This is a genomic window from Bacteroidales bacterium (assembly GCA_023229505.1).
Taxonomy (GTDB): Bacteria; Bacteroidota; Bacteroidia; order Bacteroidales; family JAGOPY01; genus JAGOPY01.
This window is the reverse complement of sequence record JALNZD010000028.1, coordinates 19,744-40,881: the sequence shown is the minus strand read 5'-3', so window position 1 is coordinate 40,881 and position 21,138 is coordinate 19,744. Positions and strand designations below refer to the sequence as shown.

At 43.7% G+C, this 21,138-nt stretch carries 19 protein-coding genes; 10 read left to right on the top strand and 9 right to left on the bottom strand.

Annotated elements, in window-relative coordinates:
• Positions 1-95: 95 nt before the first annotated feature.
• Positions 96-1,433, top strand: coding sequence for an NADP-specific glutamate dehydrogenase (gene gdhA, locus M0Q51_10890; protein ID MCK9400483.1), 1,338 nt, complete (start codon positions 96-98; stop codon positions 1,431-1,433).
• 98 nt (positions 1,434-1,531) lie between these two features.
• On the opposite strand, the gene M0Q51_10885 is transcribed toward gdhA, so the two are convergent.
• The 3 genes from M0Q51_10885 to M0Q51_10875 are packed head-to-tail and all read right to left on the bottom strand — an operon-like array spanning position 1,532 to position 4,522.
• Positions 1,532-2,215 (bottom strand): lycopene cyclase domain-containing protein, encoded by a 684-nt coding sequence (locus M0Q51_10885; protein ID MCK9400482.1) that lies wholly within the window; start codon positions 2,213-2,215, stop codon positions 1,532-1,534.
• Between the two features lie 5 nt (positions 2,216-2,220).
• Positions 2,221-3,057, bottom strand: coding sequence for a phytoene/squalene synthase family protein (locus M0Q51_10880; protein MCK9400481.1), 837 nt, complete (start codon positions 3,055-3,057; stop codon positions 2,221-2,223).
• Positions 3,038-4,522 carry an NAD(P)/FAD-dependent oxidoreductase gene (locus M0Q51_10875; protein MCK9400480.1) on the bottom strand — a complete coding sequence of 495 codons (1,485 nt, stop codon included), beginning with the start codon at positions 4,520-4,522 and terminating at the stop codon, positions 3,038-3,040. The genes M0Q51_10880 and M0Q51_10875 overlap by 20 nt, the downstream gene beginning before the upstream one ends.
• 72 nt (positions 4,523-4,594) lie before the next feature.
• Here M0Q51_10875 and crtI point away from each other — a divergent pair, with 72 nt between their 5' ends.
• The 3 genes from crtI to M0Q51_10860 are packed head-to-tail and all read left to right on the top strand — an operon-like array spanning position 4,595 to position 7,398.
• Positions 4,595-6,076, top strand: a complete 1,482-nt coding sequence (crtI, locus tag M0Q51_10870; protein MCK9400479.1) for a phytoene desaturase family protein — start codon at positions 4,595-4,597, stop codon at positions 6,074-6,076.
• Positions 6,076-6,726, top strand: a complete 651-nt coding sequence (locus M0Q51_10865; protein ID MCK9400478.1) for a carotenoid biosynthesis protein — start codon at positions 6,076-6,078, stop codon at positions 6,724-6,726. Before crtI ends, M0Q51_10865 begins: the two co-directional genes overlap by 1 nt.
• Positions 6,727-7,398, top strand: a complete 672-nt coding sequence (locus tag M0Q51_10860) for a fatty acid desaturase (protein ID MCK9400477.1) — start codon at positions 6,727-6,729, stop codon at positions 7,396-7,398. It abuts the gene before it with no gap.
• Here the strand turns inward: M0Q51_10860 and M0Q51_10855 are convergent.
• The gene (locus M0Q51_10855) at positions 7,388-7,972 is read right to left on the bottom strand and encodes a Mut7-C ubiquitin/RNAse domain-containing protein (GenBank protein MCK9400476.1); all 585 of its coding nucleotides are present in this window, start codon (positions 7,970-7,972) and stop codon (positions 7,388-7,390) included. The genes M0Q51_10860 and M0Q51_10855 overlap by 11 nt on opposite strands.
• 54 nt (positions 7,973-8,026) lie before the next feature.
• On the opposite strand from M0Q51_10855, the gene M0Q51_10850 reads away from it, so the two are divergent.
• Positions 8,027-9,223 (top strand): class I SAM-dependent methyltransferase, encoded by a 1,197-nt coding sequence (locus M0Q51_10850; GenBank protein MCK9400475.1) that lies wholly within the window; start codon positions 8,027-8,029, stop codon positions 9,221-9,223.
• A gap of 23 nt (positions 9,224-9,246) precedes the next feature.
• Here M0Q51_10850 and mscL read toward each other — a convergent pair whose 3' ends face one another.
• Genes mscL through M0Q51_10835 form a run of 3 tightly spaced genes read right to left on the bottom strand, consistent with a single transcriptional unit; the run spans position 9,247 to position 11,194 of the window.
• On the bottom strand, positions 9,247-9,654 hold the full coding sequence (mscL, locus tag M0Q51_10845) for a large-conductance mechanosensitive channel protein MscL (protein ID MCK9400474.1): 408 nt from the start codon (positions 9,652-9,654) through the stop codon (positions 9,247-9,249).
• Positions 9,655-9,664: 10 nt separating this feature from the next.
• Positions 9,665-10,765 (bottom strand): magnesium/cobalt transporter CorA, encoded by a 1,101-nt coding sequence (gene corA / locus M0Q51_10840; GenBank protein ID MCK9400473.1) that lies wholly within the window; start codon positions 10,763-10,765, stop codon positions 9,665-9,667.
• 39 nt (positions 10,766-10,804) lie between these two features.
• Positions 10,805-11,194, bottom strand: coding sequence for a hypothetical protein (locus tag M0Q51_10835; GenBank protein ID MCK9400472.1), 390 nt, complete (start codon positions 11,192-11,194; stop codon positions 10,805-10,807).
• A 178-nt stretch (positions 11,195-11,372) separates the two neighbouring features.
• Here M0Q51_10835 and M0Q51_10830 point away from each other — a divergent pair, with 178 nt between their 5' ends.
• The 5 genes from M0Q51_10830 (at position 11,373) to M0Q51_10810 (ending at position 18,981) form a co-directional block, all read left to right on the top strand.
• The gene (locus M0Q51_10830) at positions 11,373-13,445 is read left to right on the top strand and encodes a BatA domain-containing protein (protein MCK9400471.1); all 2,073 of its coding nucleotides are present in this window, start codon (positions 11,373-11,375) and stop codon (positions 13,443-13,445) included.
• 78 nt (positions 13,446-13,523) lie between these two features.
• Positions 13,524-14,066 (top strand): hydrolase, encoded by a 543-nt coding sequence (locus M0Q51_10825; protein ID MCK9400470.1) that lies wholly within the window; start codon positions 13,524-13,526, stop codon positions 14,064-14,066.
• Positions 14,067-14,084: 18 nt separating this feature from the next.
• A complete protein-coding gene (locus M0Q51_10820) occupies positions 14,085-16,856 on the top strand; it encodes a DNA gyrase/topoisomerase IV subunit A (GenBank protein ID MCK9400469.1) in 2,772 nt (923 codons plus the stop codon).
• A gap of 56 nt (positions 16,857-16,912) precedes the next feature.
• Positions 16,913-18,127, top strand: coding sequence for an FprA family A-type flavoprotein (locus tag M0Q51_10815; protein ID MCK9400468.1), 1,215 nt, complete (start codon positions 16,913-16,915; stop codon positions 18,125-18,127).
• Positions 18,128-18,129: 2 nt separating this feature from the next.
• Entirely contained in the window at positions 18,130-18,981 is an 852-nt protein-coding gene (locus M0Q51_10810) for a hypothetical protein (protein MCK9400467.1), read from the top strand.
• 5 nt (positions 18,982-18,986) lie between these two features.
• Here the strand turns inward: M0Q51_10810 and M0Q51_10805 are convergent, their stop codons facing one another.
• Both M0Q51_10805 and tsaD read right to left on the bottom strand, forming a co-directional pair.
• A complete protein-coding gene (locus M0Q51_10805) occupies positions 18,987-19,991 on the bottom strand; it encodes a zinc-binding dehydrogenase (GenBank protein MCK9400466.1) in 1,005 nt (334 codons plus the stop codon).
• A 68-nt stretch (positions 19,992-20,059) separates the two neighbouring features.
• Positions 20,060-21,088, bottom strand: coding sequence for a tRNA (adenosine(37)-N6)-threonylcarbamoyltransferase complex transferase subunit TsaD (tsaD, locus tag M0Q51_10800; GenBank protein ID MCK9400465.1), 1,029 nt, complete (start codon positions 21,086-21,088; stop codon positions 20,060-20,062).
• Positions 21,089-21,138: the final 50 nt, after the last annotated feature.

The window sequence follows — 21,138 nt, the reverse complement described above, 5'->3', positions numbered from 1 at the left end:
TTTTCTTTTTTGTTAAAGAATAAGCACTAGATTTGCACTGTTAATCTTTTAACAATGTTAAATTTTAACAGTAATAATAATTAAATTAATCCATGATGAATTTAGAGAAGATAATGAGTGACCTCGAAAAGAAGCACCCCGGTGAAGCCGAATATTTGCAGGCAGTGCGCGAGGTATTGGAATCAATCGAAGAGGCTGTCAATGAAAATCCGCAATTTGAAGCTGCCGGGATCATCGACCGGATTGTGGAACCCGACCGTATACTGACTTTCAAGGTGCCTTGGGTTGACGATCAGGGTAAAGTGCATGTTAACCTGGGCTACCGTATTCAGTTCAATAACGCCATTGGCCCTTTTAAAGGTGGATTACGATTCCACCCGAGTGTTAACCTGAGCATTCTGAAGTTCCTCGGATTTGAGCAGATCTTCAAGAATGCCCTGACCACTTTACCGATGGGTGGTGGCAAAGGTGGTTCCGATTTCGACCCCAAAGGCAAGTCCGATGCTGAGATCATGCGTTTCTGCCAGGCGTTTATGCTGGAGCTGTGGAAACTTATCGGCCCTGAAACCGATGTGCCGGCCGGCGATATTGGTGTAGGAGCCAAGGAGATCGGATTTCTTTACGGTATGTATAAAAAACTCACCCATGAGCATACCGGTGTTTTGACCGGCAAAGGTTTGAACTGGGGCGGCAGCCTGGTCCGTCCGGAAGCCACCGGTTTCGGTGCAGTGTATTTTGCCCAGGAAATGCTTGCTACCCGTGGCATGTCTTTCGAAGGGAAGACAGTTTGTATTTCCGGTTTCGGGAACGTGGCCTGGGGCGCTGTCAGCAAGGTTAACCAACTCGGCGGCAAGGTTGTCACTATCTCCGGTCCTGATGGTTATATTTATGACCCGGACGGTATCTCAGGTGAAAAGATCGATTACCTGCTCGAGCTTCGCGCTTCAAACCAGGATATTGTGAAACCCTTCTCTTATGAATTCCCCAGCGCTCAGTTCCACCAAGGCAAGCATCCGTGGGAAGTCAAATGCGATGTTGCCCTACCATGCGCTACCCAGAATGAAGTAAATGCAGAAGATGCCCGCAACCTCGCGAAGAATGGATGTGTCTGTGTTGCTGAAGGCGCTAATATGCCTTCCACACCGGAAGCAGTCGAAATATTTCAGGAAAATAAACTTCTTTTCGGACCCGGGAAGGCTGTCAATGCCGGCGGTGTTGCTACTTCCGGCCTCGAAATGTCGCAGAACTCTATGAAACTTGGTTGGCCTAAAAATGAAGTAGATGCCAGGCTGCAACAGATCATGCGTGATATCCATGCTTCCTGCGTAAAATACGGTACAGAGCCGGACGGCTATATCAACTATGTGAAAGGCGCTAATGTGGCCGGCTTCCTTAAAGTTGCCAACGCCATGATCGACCAGGGTATTTTGTAATGCTTTAAAACCGGTATGATTTGATCATATCAAGGCTTTTAAAACAGACGAAACCCTAAAGGCTACCAGAAACGGTGGCCTTTTTTTGATTTAACGATTTAACGATGTAACGATTTAAAAAATTCATAAAGATTTAAATTCATCAGCAGTAAATTCACCAGGTAAGCGAAGTCCTCCACGGGTATGGTGTAAAGCCTGATCGCCAGGTTTTCTTCATCGTTATACCCTACAACTGGAAAGCTTGTCAGAACGCCGTTCACCAGCAGGAAAGGGATGATGCTTAACGCGTATGCGATATAAAAATGAAAAAGATATGTTTTATGGGTTTTTAATAAGAACTGAAGCCCGATCAGCAGGGTCGCGATACCGAAGTTCACTGCAGTGTAAGTCCGGTTGAAATTAAGGACCGTCACTGTAAGGAAAAATATGAACAGGATGATATTCAGCGGTATGATAAATCGCTTCCAGTCTCTTTTGATATAAGCCCTCGAAACTTCATAAATAAAAATACAGCAATACGGGATAATGATAAAGAATAACCATTCTTCAACGGGCAGGCCGGCAATAAAAAAGCTGGTAACATAGTCTTCGTTAAACCACCAGACGTTGTGACGGGTGAAATAAATATCCCAGATGATGAATATGATCGCAGTGATGAAAGTAGCCGGAAATAGAACTTTCCAGTTGCGGTAAAAGGCAACCTTCCGATCGAAACTCAGGGCAATAGGAATTGCAACGGAGCCGGCAAGGAGAAGGGCATAGGTGAACTTCTGCACTTCCATTTGATTCAGATTTTACCCAGTTTCACCCTCAAATAACACTCTGCCAGGAGCACCATCTTCCGGGAATTAGAAATCCGGTATCTCTTTTTTAAAATCTGCGAGGCGTCAGTCCGTTTGATTTTGTCGAACAACTTCTGATAATAAATATATGCCAGGTATACCCCAAGCTTAGCATCTTTATTGAGTTTTCTTATCCCGGTAAGTGCCTGGTCGAAATCAGCCTGGATCTCTTTTTCGATAAGCTTTTTGGATGCATTATTAAATTGGTCGAAATTAACACCGGGAAAATAAAACCGGTCACGCTCTTCGAGATCGGATTTGATATCCCTCAGGAAATTTACTTTTTGAAAAGCTTCTCCCAGCTTCCGAGCAGGATGCACCAGTTCATCATAGTTTTTTTCCTGATGAGTAAAAACCTTCAGGCACATCAATCCTACCACTTCAGCTGATCCGTAAATGTAATTATGGTATTTGTTCTGGCTGAAATTTTTACTGTTCGGGCAAAGATCCATCCTCATGCTCCGGAGAAATGCCTTGATCATGTCATCTTCAATGGAATACATTTTCACTGCCCATTGAAAACTATGCAGAATGGGATTGCTGCTGAAACCTTTATTAATGGCTTCGAATGTTTCTGCCTCGAATTTGGAGATCAGCTCTTTTCTATTCTGATTATGAAAGGTATCGACGATCTCATCGGCGAACCTGACAAATCCATATACGGCATAAATAGGCCTGCGTAAAGGCTTGCCAAGAAGACGAACCCCTAGTGAAAAAGAGGTGCTGTAATTCTTAGTTGTCTTCTCGCTGCAATCCAGCGCATTATCCAAGTACAAGTCCATATTTCTTCTGAATTCTTTCTGTCACCAGCCTGGAACTAATGACGGTCATCGGTAAGCCTGTTCCCGGTGTAGTGGATGCTCCGACATAAAAAACATTTCCAAAAACTTCATCGTAGTTTTTCGGCCTGAAACCGCCGATCTGGTTGAGGTCATGAGCCAGCCCAAGTCCGCTGCCCTTGTAAAGGTTGAAGGTCTTTTCCCATTCTATCGGGTCCATGACGGTCAGCGACATCAGGTTGCCTTTCACATCATAGCCAATGCGGTTCGAAAGATCGGTGAGGATGTTGTTGGCCAGCTCGTCACGGTCCGACCAATCGGGTTTGTAGCGCAGATCGGGAACCGGGCAGAGAATGAAGATGCTTTCACAGCCTTCAGGCGCAGAGGAGGTATTGTACCTTGAATTAACGTTTACATAATAATAAGGCTTTGAAAGGCTTATAGAGTTTTTAAATATTTTACCAGCATACTCTTTGAAATTGCTTCCAAGGAAATAATTGTGATGGTGCAGGGAATTGATTTTTCCTTTAACCCCCACATACATGGTGAAAGGGGCCAGGGTCCACTTCATCCGGTCAAGCTTTTCTTCGGTAAATTTGGATCTTTTGAAGATCTGCGACCGGAAACCTGCCGCATCTGCGTTGATCACAAAGATATCAGCGTCCCATCTTTTCCCTTCTTTATCGACCAGGTGATCAAGTTTCCCTTCTTTCTCAACATAATCAATAATTTCGGTGTTGTAGGTGATCTTAATATTATTCTTTTTAAATTCTTCCAGAAGACCTTCAACGATTTTATACATACCTCCTTTGACATTGAAGTAGCCGTCGTGAACCATTTCAGTGTAAGAGAGAAGGCTGTAAACCGCCGGCGTGTCGAATGGCGTTGCTCCCAGGAAAAATGCCACGAGTGAAAATATCACTTTAACCTCATAGGATTCAAAATGGCGGTCCATTTCTTTCCACATTGACCGGATCATTTTTGGTGCATGGCCCCAGGGTACTTTTGCCATCTGCATCAGGAAATGGGCCATGCTGTTGAAGTTCTGCTTGATGATGATGTTTTCGGTATCGTGAAAAAGCTTTCCGGCACCTGCAAGATAACGTGTCATTTTAGCTTCAAAATAAGGCTCCAGCGCTTCAAATTCTTTAGCCAGCTTTTTCAGGTTTTTATGGATCAGGTAAAATTTGTCACTGTTTTCAAAATTGACAGCATACAGCGGGTCGAGCTCCACAAATTCGAAAGGCATTTTGATACCGGTTGATTTGACGAATTCCTTGAATTCATAACTCATGCTGAAGAAGGTGGGCGCCATGTCCCAGGTGAATCCGTCTTTTTTAAGCTGGTTTAGCCGGCCTCCCGGCTGGTGGTATTTCTCGACCATTTCGACCTGGTAACCGAGTTTGGCAAGGCGCAGCGCGGTAGTCAACCCGCCAAGACCAGTCCCAACGATAAGTACTTTTTTCATTATCAGGTTTGGTTTACGAAATTACAATAATCATCAGCCTTTATAACATATCTTTGTTTAAAATGTTTCCGGATGCCAAAAAAAGTTGCAGTAATAGGAGCCGGTATAGGTGGCATTGCAGTATCTGCACGATTGGCAGCAAAAGGCTACGAGATTGATGTTTTTGAGAAAAATGACCGTCCGGGTGGAAAAATGTCGGAAATCAGGCATGAAGGATTTCGTTTTGATACGGGTCCTTCGCTGTTCACTTTGCCCAATTTGATCGGGGAATTGTTTGAACTCGTGGATGATGATTTCGCAAGTCATTTCAAATATTCAAAGCAGCCTGTAGTTTGCCGTTATTTTTATGAGGACGGCATGATCATAAATGCTTATGGCGAGACGGAAGAGTTTGCAGAAGAGTTGCACCGCAAGGCCGGTGAGGACAGCAAAAATGTGATCCGATACCTCGGGGAGAGCAGCCGGATCTATGATTTCACATACCCGGTATTCATCAACAACTCCCTTCATCGTTTCAGGAACTATTATTCCAAAGATTTTATCAGGGCTTTGTTCCTTCTTCCAAAATTAAAGCCGTTTAAAACCCTTCACGAGATCAATCAGCGAAGTTTCACTCATCCGAATACCGTCCAATTGTTCGATCGCTTTGCCACCTATAACGGATCGGATCCCTTCAAGACTCCTGCTACCATGATGGTGATCCCGCATTTGGAGCATAACCTGGGTGCATATTTCCCGGTAAAAGGAATGTACGAAATAGCCCAATCGCTTAAATCTTTGTATGAAAGGATGGGCGTCAGATTTTATTTTAACTGTGAAGTACAGGAAATCCTGCTTTCAGGGAATAAGGTGGCAGGGTTACGTGTCAACGGTGAAGATTTTTTGGATTATAAGATAATTGTCAGTGACCTGGATATTTATTTTCTTTATAAAAAGCTGTTAAAGAAATTGCCTTTCCCTGAGAAATGGTTTCGGCATGAACGGTCGACTTCTGCCTTGATATTTTACTGGGGCATGGAAACGGAATCACCCGGATTAGACCTGCATAATATCCTTTTTTCAGCTGATTATCAGCAGGAATTCAATTGTCTTTTCAACCTGAGAACCCTTCATTCCGACCCGACCGTTTATATTTTCATCAGCAGCAAGGTAGTGGCTGAAGATGCGCCCGCGGGCTGCGAAAATTGGTTCGTTATGATCAATACACCGGAAAATGTCGGCCAGGATTGGGATCTTATGATTAACGATGTAAGAGGCCAGATTGAAAAGAAGATAAAAAGGATAACAGGAATTGACATAAGTCAACACCGGAAATTTGAATTTATCCTGGATCCTCGTGGAATCGAAGAGAAAACGGCTTCCTACCGGGGTTCGCTTTATGGGAACAGCTCCAATACGATTTGGGCAGCTTTCCAGCGTCATCCTAACTTTTCGAAAATCAGGGGATTGTATTATACAGGCGGGAGCGTTCATCCTGGCGGCGGTATCCCGCTGTGCCTTTCTTCCGCAAAAATCGTGGCCGATATGATTCCTTCAATAAAAAAAATAAACTGATGATAGAAAATGTAAGAAAGTACCCGGTAGCAACTATTTTAATTCTTTGCGTCTACTACCTGGTCGGTCTTATGGGCTTATCTATCAACAAGACACAACCCTTATTCCAGGCACTGGTGCCATTCACCCTGCTGTTCAGCCTTTACTTTCTGTGGCTTTTTCATGAAAAAGCAGATTTGAGGATTTACCTGACAGGATTGGTGATCTATTTAATAGGTTACACGATAGAATCGATCGGCGTGAACTCAGGTGCCATTTTTGGTGATTATGTTTATGGGAAGACCCTCGGGATCAAGCTCTGGAATACACCGCTGATGATCGGGATTAACTGGTTATTACTGATTTACTCCTGCTGGGCATTGACCGGTATTTTCACAGGTAATCGCTGGCTGAGATACCTGTTTGGCTCGGCTTTGATGGTCCTTTACGACATAGCCCTCGAACCGGTTGCCATCAGGCTGGATATGTGGAACTGGTATGGTGAAGCGGTCCCCATGCAGAATTATACCGGATGGTTCCTCACTGCCATGATCCTGCTTATAATCCTTGACAGAAGTGTGGGAAATATTAAGAACAAAATTGCTCCGGCGCTGTTTATCATTCAATTCATGTTTTTCATCATTTTAAATATTATTTTTCATTTTTCCTGAATGGGTATTCTGATTGCCATAAGCATCATTCTGATTTGGGCCGCGCATCTCTTATATTCGCTTGCACTGGTAGAAATAAATTATCTCTCACCTTTTTTCTACCTTCATATTTTACTGCAGACTTACTTTTTTACCGGGCTTTTCATAACCGGACATGATGCCATGCATGGAACTGTTTCACGAAACAGGTTGGTTAACCAGGCCATCGGGTATACTTCTGTTTTTTTATATGCAGGGATGTGGTACAGGACACTGATACGCTACCATGGGTTGCATCACATGTATCCGGGTACTGAAAAGGACCCCGACTATTCATTCAAATCGCAGAACTTTTTTGTCTGGTGGTTCCGTTTTATGGTTCACTATCTTACCTGGATACAACTGGTGATCATGGCGGCCCTGTATAATATTTTGAAGATATGGTTCACAGATTGGTCCATTATTTTTTTCTGGGTGATACCAGCAGTTCTCAGCACCTTTCAACTATTCTATTTTGGAACTTTTGTGCCGCACCGGATGCCCCATACTGCTAAGATGGGCCCTCACAGGGCCCGAACCCTCAGGAAGGTTCACTTGCTTGCCATGTTGTCCTGCTATTTCTTCGGATACCACCGTGAGCACCATGAATCCCCAAGAACACCATGGTGGAAACTTTATCAGCTCAAGTCCTGATTTTGATCTGGTCCTTCAGGTCAAATCGCGTGACGATTTCCCGGAGCTGTTTCATAGGGATGGTTTCCCTCACGAAATAACCATGGGTCACCTTTCCGTTTTTCAGGATTAGCAAGTCGCGGGTAAGTATGATCCGCTGTTCTGATACAGAAAGGTTTATTATTTCAGCATCTTCAAAGTTATTCCTGTAAAGGGTATCGAACCCGAGTAACCTGAGATATTTGGCCAGAGTACCAAGGTGCACATCAAGAATGAATTTTGGTTCACGGAGCGGCCTTGGCCGCAGCAAGTTGATGCTTGTGATGTCGATTGCTTCAAAGACCGGGTAGACAGAAATATAGTCATCGTTATTTGGATGGTAATCGAATTGAACAGGCTTTTGGTTGGCAAGAATCAGATCGACTTCCGTATGCGGAACACCTAATGCTTCGATGATATCTTTGATAGTCCTTTTTCCCGTTAATGTGAAATTAAAAGCTTTCTTCCTTCTGGAATAATGAAGGAAGTCATTCAATTCCTCATAAAACCTTATCGTGATTGAATCAGGCACGGGGTCGGAATTAATGGTGTTCACTGTTCACTGTTTTTAGATACTTTTGATGCAAAACCTGAAAACCAGCCAATGTAGATGAACCAATTTGTAAAAATAACACTAAATTCCGGTCGAGAAGGGTCTCTTCTTCGCCGCCATCCCTGGATTTTTTCCGGAGCAATAAAAAGTGTGGAAGGCAGTCCTGTTGATGGGCAGACAGTTGAGGTTTTTACAATCGACCGACAATGGATGGCAAGGGGCAGTTATTCTTCAAAATCTCAGATAAGGGTCCGGATCCTGAGTTTTAACCTGGATGAGCATGTCGATCAGGATCTTATTAAAAATCGAATTACAGGTGCCATTGCATTAAGGAAGGATATCGCTGACCTTGCTGGAACCAATGCATACAGGTTGATTTTTGCCGAATCTGACGGCCTTCCGGGGGTAATTGTGGACCGTTATGATGATTTCCTGGTCTGCCAGTTTCTGTCGGCGGGGGCCGAGTATTGGAAGGATGAAATAGTTAGCCAGTTAAAAGCGCAATGGCCATGCAGCGGGATTTTTGAGCGGTCGGATTCGGATAGCCGGCTGAAAGAAGGATATCAGGACAGTGTCATGACATTGACAGGCGATGCGCCTCCGCCCCTTATCCCGATTAAAGAAGGCCCACTCCATTTCCTGGTTGACGTTTATAATGGCCATAAAACGGGTTTCTACCTTGACCAGAGGCAAAACAGGGCCCTGTTGATGAAATATGCGGAAAATAAAGAAGTCCTTAACGCATTTTCCTATACAGGCGGATTTGGTATAGCAGCCAGCGTAGGCAAATCATCCCATGTGACTAATGTTGATACTTCTCAGGAAACCCTTGATCTTGCCAGGCAGAATTTCCAATTGAATGAGGCCGATATGGATAACATCGAATTTATCCAGGAAGATGTATTCAACCTTTTACGGACATTTCGCGATAGCAGGCGTCAGTTTGACCTTATCGTCCTTGACCCGCCTAAGTTTGTGGCTTCAGCAAGCCAGTTAAGCGGCGGCACAAGAGGCTATAAAGATATCAACCTGCTTGCTTTCAAACTATTACGTCCCGGTGGCATCCTGATCACCTTTTCCTGCTCCGGTTATGTTAAACCCGATCTTTTCCAGAAAATTGTCGCCGATGCTGCCATTGATGCCGGCCGGGAAGCTTATGTGCTGGAATACCTTTCGCAAGGACCCGACCACCCGGTCGCGCTTAATTTCCCGGAAGGACTGTACCTCAAGGGAATGGTTTGCAGGGTGAATTAGATTTTAAAGTTCTGATTGAATTTTCATTTTTTTAATAAGTCCCTGATCTCCGTCAACAGTTTTTCCTCATTGGTCGGTTCAGGCGGCGGAGGTTGTGGTGCTGGTTCCTGAGCTTTCATCCGCTGGATTTTCGCAATTGCTCTGACCATTATGAAAATCGCAAATGCAATGATCAGGAAATCGATAATATTCTGGATGAACATACCGTAATTCCATGTAACAGCAGGAATGGCGTCCGTACCTTCTTTTAAGGTGGTTTTAAGGTCTTTAAAATCAACACCACCCATTAAAAGTCCAAGAGGTGGCATCAGGATATCGTTGACAAAAGATGCTACGATCTGCCCAAATGCACCGCCAATTACCACCGCCACAGCCAGGTCAATGACATTGCCCCTCATGGCAAATGCTTTAAAATCCTTTATGATGCCCATAGTTTTTGGTTTAAATCCACTTCTTTCGACTGAAATAAATGACCATTCCTGCCATGATGGTAAACATGACAGCCAAAACACAGAAATACCCGTATTTCCAGTAAAGTTCGGGCATATTTTCAAAATTCATACCATAAATCCCTGCAATAAATGTCAGGGGGATAAAAATGGTTGTAATGATCGTCAATAATTTCATGATCTGGTTCATCCTCAGGGTGATATTTGACAGGTAACTTTCTTTGAGTTCTGCACTTAATTCGCGGTAAGTGTCGATGTAATCGATGATTTGAACGATGTGATCATGAACGTCATCATAATACCGCATGACCTCCTCTTCTATCAGTTCAGGTTCATCCCTGTTCAGCTTACTGATCGCTTCGAGCAAAGGAGTGAGAGCTTTACGGATGGTAATAATTTCTTTTTTGATTAACCGGTTCTTTTCTATCAGCTGCTGGCTGGGATTTTCAAAAATCATCTCCTCAAGTTCTTCAAGCTTGTCGCCGATTTCTTCAGCGACAGCATAATACTGGTCGACGATGACATCAATAAGGGAGTAAAGGATAAAATCCAATCCCCGGTGCCTGATTTTACCCACAGAATTATTTAACCTGAACTTGACCGGGTCAAACCATGAATGGTTACTTTCCTGGAAAGATACAAGAAATCCTTTACCAAGGACAAAGCTTGCCTGTTCGATTTGTATTTCCCTGCTCTCTGATAATGAAAAAGCTTTCAAAGTCAGGAATAAAAGCCCGTCCTGAATATCGAATTTAGGCCGGTGCTCGGTATTGAGAATATCTTCAAGTATCAGGGGGTTAATGCCAAGTGTTTGCCCGACAGATTCAATGATTTTAGTGTCGTGCAACCCGCTGATTTCAATCCAGCTGTTAAAGAATTCATTTTTAACATCCAACCCATCCAGGTTGTTTATTTTTTTCTGATAGATCTCGGCAGAATTGAACTCCGTTAAATTGATCTTAACGCTGTCAGTAAGGACTTTTCCAATATGGATAAGCGATCCTGGAGGCAGGCCGGTTTTTCCGGAAACTCGTTTTCCTCTTAATGCCGGATCCCGCCTGTTGGGATGATTATTTTTTTTTCGGGATTTCATGATCCCGAAATTACAACATTTTTAAAGGACCGGCCAATATCAATAATAATCATCATCTTTATCTTCATAGAAAGGCAGGTCATCGAACCGATCTTCAGTAAGATCTTCAGAAAAATCATCGGTAAAATCCTCAAAATTTTCCTCGGGGTTTTCAGGCAACAAATCATGCTTTTCGCTGAATTCATCCAGGTCCACCTTATCAAAGTCATCCACAAATTCGGAATCATTGACGTCGAAGATGATTTCTTCTGTCAGGAAGAGTGTCTGGTCATAATTTTTATTCTTAAATTCTTCGAAAATTTCCAGAAAATCTTCATCATCTTTAACAATGGGCTTGATCCTTTCGATGTACTTATTCAGGCCGCCAATGTCATCATTTTCAAGATAATTCTTGATGTTCTCCAGTTTTTCGAGCTTCTTCTGGTCCATTTTATAATATTATTGGTTTAAAAAGCGGATGCAAATATATTTGTCCTTTATTTACCTGCAACACTTTAAAACAAAATTTTATTTTTCATGTTAAAATATCCGGGCATGAAAGTCATTTGTTGACCATGAACCTGTTTCTTGGTGTATAATGCTTATTTTTGCGCTTTCCTTAAATACCATGAGTTTTCTTTACCCAAATATGCTCTGGGGATTATTAGCGGTTGCCATCCCTGTAATCATCCACCTTTTCAATTTCCGGAAGTTCAGGAAGGTATATTTTACCAATGTCCGCTTCCTGGAAGAGTTGAAGCAGCAAACCCGGAAACAATCAAAACTAAGACACCTGCTGGTCATGATCGCCAGGATGCTGGCCATTACTGCCCTTATTATGGCTTTTGCCCAGCCTTACATCCCTCATGTCAGGAATGCAACCAGGCCGGATGCCATTAGCCAGGTTAATGTATATATTGACAATTCTTTTAGTATGGAGGCCCTGACAACTACCGGACCGCTGCTTGAAGCAGCCAGGACCAAGGCAAAGGAAATCGCTTCAGCCTACAGGTCTTCCGACCTCTTTATGCTTACGACCAATGAATTTGAAGGCCGGCACCAGCGTTGGGTGAGCAAGGAGGAATTTTTGCAGATGATTGATGAGATTCAGGTTACACCTGCCGTAAGGATGATATCTGAAGTGAAAGGCAGGCAGAAAGAAAGCTACATTGACGCGCCTGGCCAGGCTAAAATAAGCTATCTTATATCTGATTTCCAATTATCTATGGCTGATTTTGAGCATATTAAACCCGACAGCATGGTAACTGTCTGGCTTATTCCATTGAAGGCAGTCAGGACTGAAAACCTTTATATCGACAGCTGCTGGTTCATCTCTCCTGTTCACCAGTTGAACCAGGGCGTGAAACTAATTGCCAGGATTGTAAATGATTCTGAAACAAATTATGAAAAAGTCCCGCTGAAGCTATCGGTTCACGGGAAACAAAAAGCCCTGGCCAGTTTTAATATCCAGCCTGGTACTTTTTATGATGTGGAACTGCCATTTACAAATTATGAAGAAGGGATCCAGTCAGGAACGCTGGAAATTTCAGATTACCCTGTTATTTTTGATGATCAGATGTTCCTGACTTATAATGTGGCAGGTTCCATTCCGATACTTTCCATTAACGGCCAGGAAGAGAGCCCTTATCTTAATTCTTTGTTTGGCAGGGATTCTGCCTTTCTTTTTGTGAACAATTCCTTGAAAAACATTGATTATAACCGGCTCCGGGATTATGAACTTGTCATCCTCAATGAATTAAATGAACTTTCTTCAGGACTTGCACAGGAACTGTCGGTCTATCTTGAAAATGGCGGAACACTTTTAATTATACCATCCGCTAAAGCGGATATGGCAAGTTACCGGGATTTTTTATTTTCAGTGGGCTCAAATTATTATACCGGTTTATTGACTGAAGAAACCCGTGTTACTGCACTTGATCTTAATAACCCTGTCTTTGCCGATGTTTTCGAGAAAACCGGAGCGGGTGACCGTAACCTGGATAACACGGACCTGCCGGCGGTGAAAGCTTTCTATGATATCTCCCGGCAAATGCAATCATCACAGATGATGGTCATGTCCATGCTGAATGGAAAAGCTTTTCTGACCTGTGAATCAGCGGGAAAAGGGCAGGTTTTTCTGCTCGCTGTCCCACTGGAGGAGCCATTTGGTAACTTTGCCAGGCATGCTGTCTTTGTCCCCACCTTATACCGTATTGCGCTGCTGAGCGCTGCTACCGATCCGCTTTATTACATTATCAGTCGTGATAATAAGATTGAATTGAGCAATACCTATATCAACGGGGATAATACTTTAAGGATTGCTTCTGTTTCCGGTGATTTCGAATTTATTCCGGGCCAGCAAAATCTGAATAAAAAACTAAACCTCCGGATTTATAACCAGATCCAAAAAGCGGGCCATTATAAACTGCTTAAGAGTAATGAAACACTGAAAGGGTTAAGTTTTAACTATAACCGGAAGGAATCGGCAATGAAATTTGCTGGCCAGTCAGAATTGGAAGAACTTGTCCTGCGCTATTCCGTTGATAATTTCAGGATACTGGCTGATAGGGGAAAACCCTTATCAGATACCATTAAAGATATAAACCAGGGTACCAGACTTTGGAAGTTATTTATTATTTTAGCCCTGGTTTTTTTAGCGATTGAAATTTTTCTTCTAAGAGTCTGGAATGAAACGAGATGAAGGCGGATATCCTATTTTTTTTATGATTGCCCTTTACCACTTAATATACAGGAAATGTAATTAATTTTAACTTGTAACATGAGAATATTACGAGACCAGGCTGCCGGATTGGTGATCGATATGCAGGAAAAGCTTTTTCCATTCATTTCCGGTCATGAAAACCTTGCCCTGAATTCAGGCATACTGATCAAGGGTTTACAGGCCCTTCGAATTCCGATTCTTGTTACCGAGCAGTATACAAAAGGCTTAGGCCCAACGATTCAGCAGATTCAGGAATTGTTCGATACCGGACATCCATTAGAGAAGTTTGCTTTCAGTTGTTGTGACGACCCCTCAGTTATGGATCATTTGGATTCCTTAAATAAAAAATTTATCATCATTACAGGAATAGAAGCGCATGTTTGCGTTTTACAGACTGCCATCGACCTTTTAGCACATGATTTTATTCCCGTTATAGTGGAAGATTGCGTTTCATCGAGACGGCTGAATGATAAGCACATGGCGATAAACCGGATGCGGAGGATGGGTGCTGTCATCACAACTTATGAATCTGTTTTGTTTGAATTGCTCAGGTATTCCGGAACGGAAGAGTTCAAGGCCATTTCAAAGCTGGTTAAATAATAAGCAGGATAAGATCTGATGGAAGATAACTGGGATGAAATCAGGGATGAATCAGAGGAAATCCATCCTCAATCGGGGGATTCCGGCGAGGATATGACTGTGTCACCTGATACGCACCGTATTATCAAAGTTTCCGGTTTATATGAGAACTGGTTCCTTGATTATGCGTCCTATGTTATCCTTGAACGTGCCGTCCCTGAAGTAATTGATGGCCTAAAGCCTGTTCAGCGCAGGATTCTTCACTCCATGAAACAGCTGGATGATGGGCGTTTCAATAAAGTCGCCAACATCATAGGGCATACGATGCAGTACCACCCTCATGGTGATGCTTCGATCGGGGATGCTTTGGTGCAGCTCGGACAAAAAGATCTTCTTATCGAAACGCAGGGAAACTGGGGTAATATCCTTACCGGTGACAGTTCTGCAGCGCCCCGCTACATCGAGGCGCGGTTGTCGAAATTCGCCCTTGAGGTTGTCTTTAACCCAAAAACCACACCCTGGAAATTATCTTACGACGGCCGAAACAAGGAGCCTGTCACGCTTCCGGTAAAATTCCCGCTTTTACTTGCCCAGGGAGTGGAAGGGATCGCCGTCGGCCTTGCTTCCAAGATACTTCCTCACAATTTTCTCGAACTGATCGATGCTTGCGTAGACATTCTATGCGGAAATGACTTTGAGATCTATCCTGATTTTCAAACCGGCGGGCTAATTGATGTTTCTAAATATAATGATGGAGTCAGGGGAGGAAAGGTCAGGATCAGGGCAAGGATCAGGAAACTGGATAACAAAACCCTGGTCATCCATGAGATCCCGTTCGGGGTTACGACTTCTAACCTCATCGATTCAATCGTCCTGGCTAACGATAAGAAAAAGATCAAGATCAGGAAGATCGATGATAACACGGCCGCTGAAGCGGAAATCATGGTTCACCTGGTGCCGGGCACCTCGCCCGACCAGACCCTCGATGCTCTTTATGCTTTCACCCAATGTGAAGTGCCAGTTTCACCAAATGCCTGTGTGATCAAAGATGGCAAACCGCAATTTCTCGATGTGAAAGAGATCCTGCGCATCTCAACGCAGCATGCGCTCGACCTGATCCGCCGGGAACTTGAAATCAGGATGACCGAATCAAAGGACCAATGGCACTATTCAAACCTCGAAAAGATATTCATCGAATTTAAGATCTACCGTAAAATAGAGACCAGTGAGACCTGGGAAGAGGTGATTGATGCTATTGAGAAAGGATTAGCGCCACACAGGAAGAAGCTTCTCCGGGACATCACCCTTGATGATATCATCCGGCTGACCGAAATAAAAATTAAAAGGATTTCCAGGTTTGACTCGCAAAAAGCTGATGAGCAGATCCTTGCTATTGAGAACGAGATCGCAGAAGTTCAGAACCACCTGGAACACCTGGTCGATTATGCCATTCTTTATTTCGAGCAGATCAAAAAGAAGTACGGAAAAGGCAAAGAGAGAAAAACAGAGATCAGGAGCTTCGATACGATCGAAGCCGCTTCGGTGGCCGCCGCCAGCCAACGTTTCTATATCAACCGGGAGGAAGGATTTGCCGGGACTTCACTAAAAAAAGATGAATATATCTGCGATTGTTCCGATATCGATGATATCATCCTGTTCAGGGAAGATGGCTCTTTCCTGGTCAGAAAGGTGGAAAGCAAATTTTTTGCCGGTAAAGATATCGTCTACATCAATGTTTATAAAAAGAATGATGAGCGGACGATATACAATATGATTTACCGCGATGGGAAAAAGGGTGCCTGCTATGTGAAAAGATTTGCTGTAGTTGGCGTTACGCGGGATAAGGAATACGATCTTACCAAGGGGTCCCCGGGATCGAAGGTGATCTATTTTTCTGCCAATCCAAACGGGGAAGCTGAGATGCTCAAGGTTTTCCTGCGTCCAAAACCCAGGATGAAAAAGACCACTTTCGAGTTCGACTTCAGCCGGATTACCATTAAAGGGAGGAGTTCGCTGGGTAACATCCTGACCAAAAACCCGGTCCGCCAGATTGTTAAGAAAGAGCATGGTGTATCAACCCTTGGCGCCCGTGGCATCTGGTTTGATGAATCCGTCAAGCGTCTCAGCGCTGATGAAAGAGGATCTTATCTCGGCGCATTTGAAGGCGATGATAAAATAATGACCATTCATAAGTCGGGTGTCTATAAGCTTTACAACTACGATCTTTCCACCCATTTTGATGAAGATATGTTTTTCATCCTGAAATATGATCCGAAAATTGTCGTTTCCGTGGTCTATTTTGATGGTAATACGAGTAACTATTATCTGAAAAGATTCAATATCGATTTATCCGATAAAGCAGTCAATTTTCTTAATGATCATAAGGATTCCCGGCTTGTGGAGGTTAGTCTCGACTGGCTGCCTCAGCTTGGACTTTCATTCGAGGAGAAAAATGGTAAAAAGCGGGATGACGAAAAAGTGAATGTGGCGGAATTTATCGGTGTGAAGAGTTACCGTGCAAAAGGCAGAAGGCTTTCCGCTCATGCCATTGATAGGATCAAATGGCTGGAACCTTTGCCCTATGAGCAGGAAGAAGAAGTACCGGTTGCTGAAGAACTTCTTGATGAAATGGAATTGCCTGCCGGGGAAGTGGATGAGGATATCCCGGAAACTGATATTTTATCAGAAGAAATCACATCCGAAGAAATTCCATCTTTAGAAATCCCAGGTGATGAAATTCCAAGAGATGAACAACCTGAGCCCGAGGAACCGGACGAACCAGGTAAACAGATCAGGCTGGAATTTGATTAATTAAAAATTAAAAATTATCCACTAACCATTAACCAATAACCAATAATTATTTACCAGTGAAAGACGATAAAATATTGACCGTCAGTCCTTCAGTTCAATGGATCGGTGTCCTGGACCACGACCTCGTAACCTTCGATGTGGTGATGGAAACCAGGCATGGGACTACATATAATTCCTATTTCATCAATGCACAGAAAAAAACTGTCATTGAAACCGTTAAGGAAGGTTTTTGGGATGTTTACCTTGAAAAGTTGAAAAAGGTCACAGACCCATCCGAAATCGAGTACATCATTTTGAACCATACTGAACCTGACCATTCCGGGTGCCTGGTTCATCTGCTTAAAGCCGCGCCTAATGCAAAAGTGGTTGGGACAAACAATGCGATCAGGTATTTGAAGGATATGATTTATACTGACTTTCCGTATATCATTGTGAAAGACGGATATATGCTCGACCTGGGTGACAAGATCCTGCAGTTTATCAGCGCCCCGAACCTCCATTGGCCCGATACCATGTACACGTACCTGCCGGAGGAGAAAGTTCTCTTTACCTGCGATTCTTTCGGGGCACATTATTGCCATGAAGCCATATTCGATGACCTGGTCGGGGATTTTGACGAAGATTTCAAATACTATTTTGATGTCATATTAAAGCCATTCAGTAAATTCATGCTAAAAGCTATTGATAGAATTAAAACGTTGGATATTAAGACTATAGCAACCGGCCATGGTCCTGTCTTACGGACTGATTGGTTTAAATATGTCACTTTATCGGAAAAATATGCCAATGAACATTTAGAACTGCCAATCAGGCACAAAGTATTTATTCCCTTTGTTTCGGCTTATCATAAGACAGGCCTGCTTGCAGAGAAAATAGCAGAGGGGATCAGGATGGCAGGTGATATCGAGGCTGAAGTCTTTGATATGGAGAAATCGACGATTGGCGAACTGGATCAAAAGGTTGCCGAAAGCGCCGCCCTTATTGTGGGCAGCACAACCATAAACCAGAATATCCTTTTACCTGTTTACAAGCTTTTTTCAGTAATCAATCCGTTAAGGGATAAAGGCAAATTAGCCGGTGGTTTTGGGTCGTACGGATGGTCCGGTGAGAGCAGGAATCTAATCAAATCAAACCTGGATAATCTTAAGCTTAAGTATTTTGGGGAAGGCGTTTTTGTGAAATTCACACCGGACCTCGAAGAGCAGCAGCAAGCCGTCGCTTACGGGAAAGCTTTTGGTGAAGCGCTCCTGGCTGAACCATTAGAAAAATAAATATGCGATTACTAATATTGATGCGGTCTTTATACCGGTTTGCGCTGATCCTTTTCCTGTTTACTGGTTGTAGCCTGGAGCAAAAACTTGCAAGGTCTTTTGTTGAAGCTGACAAACCTCGTGAATTTCTCCTTCTCCGCCCATCCATCATCTATAAATACAATCTTAAAGAATTTGAGATACCCGGGCTCGACACCATGGAAGGGTTCCGGAAAGAAAGTATGCTTTTAGAAAACAGCCTTTTTTTGAGAGCTGTAACAGATTCACTTTTAATTGAGCAATTCACCGCCGGTTTTGGAAAAACGCTGGAAAGTTACAACAGCAGGGTTATACCTGGAAATTCCATCGATACCCTGATGGAAAACGGGGGAACCCCCTATATCATTAATATTGCTCAGTTTTCCCTTGAAGAATATATTCATCCATACAGCAGCGAAGAAGAAGTCTATGATGAGATCATCGTGATCGACGGGATCGACCTGAATGCGATCAATTTTAATGTATGGTTAGAATTGGGCCGGATGAATACCGAAAAAAAGAACAAAGTATTGTTTGTGTCAGATTACCTGCTTGATGCAATGGGCGGGACATTAAAGCAAAGTCTATTATCCGGCAAGATGAGCTTTGATTATACGATCGATACGATTACTATGCCGCAGGTATATGAATTTGCCCGCCGGTTCGGAAAAAAATCTGCTGAGTATTTGTTTGATTACCTGATGAATGACTATATCTGGGAAAACATTCCTGAAGATTATCCTTATGATAGATATTATTATCACTATGATCCCCTGCGAAATATAATTTATCCGGTCGGGGATGAAGAAAGGATCATTGAACTGGAAGGGTATTGATCTTTTCAGGGCTGGAAGAGGATCTTTCCTGACGACATATTGCGAATATATTGTTCCATGGCCTGTTGGACTTCTTCCAGTGAAAACACCCCCTGGATGCGGGTAGCCAGTATCCCCCAGATCATCAGATCCTGCAATTCTTCCGATACTTTCTGGAAATGATCTTCTCCAACCTCAGTTTTCCAGTCACCCAGGTTAAAACCACTGATGGTCTTCCCTTTAAAGATGATGTCGAGCGGATTGATCATGCCCACAGGTTTTCCTGACAGCCCGCCGTAAACGATAAGTTCCGATCCCGGGGGCATGGCACCGAGGATCATTCCGGAAGTATCACCAGCTACTGCATCAAAGGCAATAGTCGCGTGATTTTTAAGTGCAAGCTTTTGCAAGCTGGCCTCGCATTGCGGATCGCTCAGGTTAAGCACATACTTTTCCCCGGCTTCGCTGAGTTCTTTTATATGTTCTTCTTTTCTGACCAGGTTAATAACGGGTATTTGTCTCTTTTTAGCGAGGGTTCTTATAAAAATGCCGACCTGGCCGGAAGCGCCGTTCTGGATGATTGCCCCGGCCTTTTTTTCAATGGCCATGTTGAATAAGGCAAAGGCTGTAAAAGGGTTGATGCAAAACGCTGCCGCCTGCTCATCATCGAGTTCATCTCTGACAGGCAGGCAGTTTTTATAATCAGTCAGAAAATATTCTGCCCATGTGCCGTTTTCTGTGCCCTGGGAAAAGCAACTGACCCTTTTACTTTTCATTTGACGGGCAAATGGATCCTCCCCGGTTTCCACAATGGTTCCGGTACATTCAAACCCCATTACTGCCGGAACGGGTTTTTGGATATTGTATCCCCCTCTCATGAAGGCAATATCGGACGGATTGCAGGGAGCAGCCGCTACTTTTATCAATACCTGGCTCCCTTTCGGCTTTGGAATGTCCAAATCGCTCACCTGCAGGCTTTTCATCGCCCGGATGACGTTGGCATTGTATTCGGGTAGAATGATAGCTTTCATTTGTAATTCCAAATTTCAAATTTCAAATTTCAAAATTCCCCACTTCCCCGCTTCCCTGCCTCCATGTTTTAAACTCTTCGCTCTCCGCCCCGTGCATACGCCGACAATCTCTGGCTCGCAAATTCTTGTCTAAGGTACTTGAAATATCCTGTCATCGCAACCATGGCGGCATTATCTGTGCAAAATTCAAATTTGGGAATAAAAACGCGCCAGCCCAGTTCCAGTGCTTTTTGCTGTAAAGTTCGGCGAAGCATTGAGTTGGCCGAAACTCCACCTGCTATGGCAATATCATTGACGTGATATTCAATGGATGATTTGACCAGCTTTTTCATCAGGATATCAACGATCACTTTCTGAATCGATGCAGCCAGATCTGTCTTGTTCTTTTCAATGAATTGAGGGTCCTCCCTCAGCCGGTCCCTGATAAAATACAGAAATGAGGTCTTTAAACCGCTGAAGCTGTAATCCAATCCAGGTATTACCGGTTCGGGGAAAGGAAATGCATTTTCATTGCCTTCCAGGGCCAGTTTATCTATCAATGGCCCGCCGGGGTATGGAAGCCCAAGGATCTTGGCCGCTTTATCGAATGCTTCTCCGGCTGCATCATCGATCGTTTTTCCAACAATGGTGAAGTCAAAATAATCCCTGACCAGCACGATCTGGGAATGGCCTCCCGAAACAGTCAGGCAAAGGAAAGGAAATCCGGGGGCTTCACGGGGGTTTCCCGGCTCTTCTATAAAATGGGCCAGGATGTGCGCTTCCATGTGGTCGACCTCGATAACCGGTATCCCCAGCGATAGAGCGAAGGATTTGGCAAATAAGGTTCCCACAAGCAATGAGCCGAGTAATCCCGGGCCACGGGTGAATGCAATGGCGTGCAATTGATTTTTGTTTACTTTTGCTATATTCAAGGCTTGTTCAACCACCGGGATGATGTTCTGCTGGTGGGCCCTCGATGCTAATTCAGGGACCACCCCGCCAAAAGCCCGGTGAACATCCTGGTTCGCGATCAGGTTGGAAAGTATCTCCCTGTCGCGGATGACAGCGGCTGATGTATCATCACAGGAGGATTCAATGCCAAGGATATAGATGCTCATTAAATATTGTTCTTACGGGCAAAATTATCAAAAAAATACTGAGATCCACA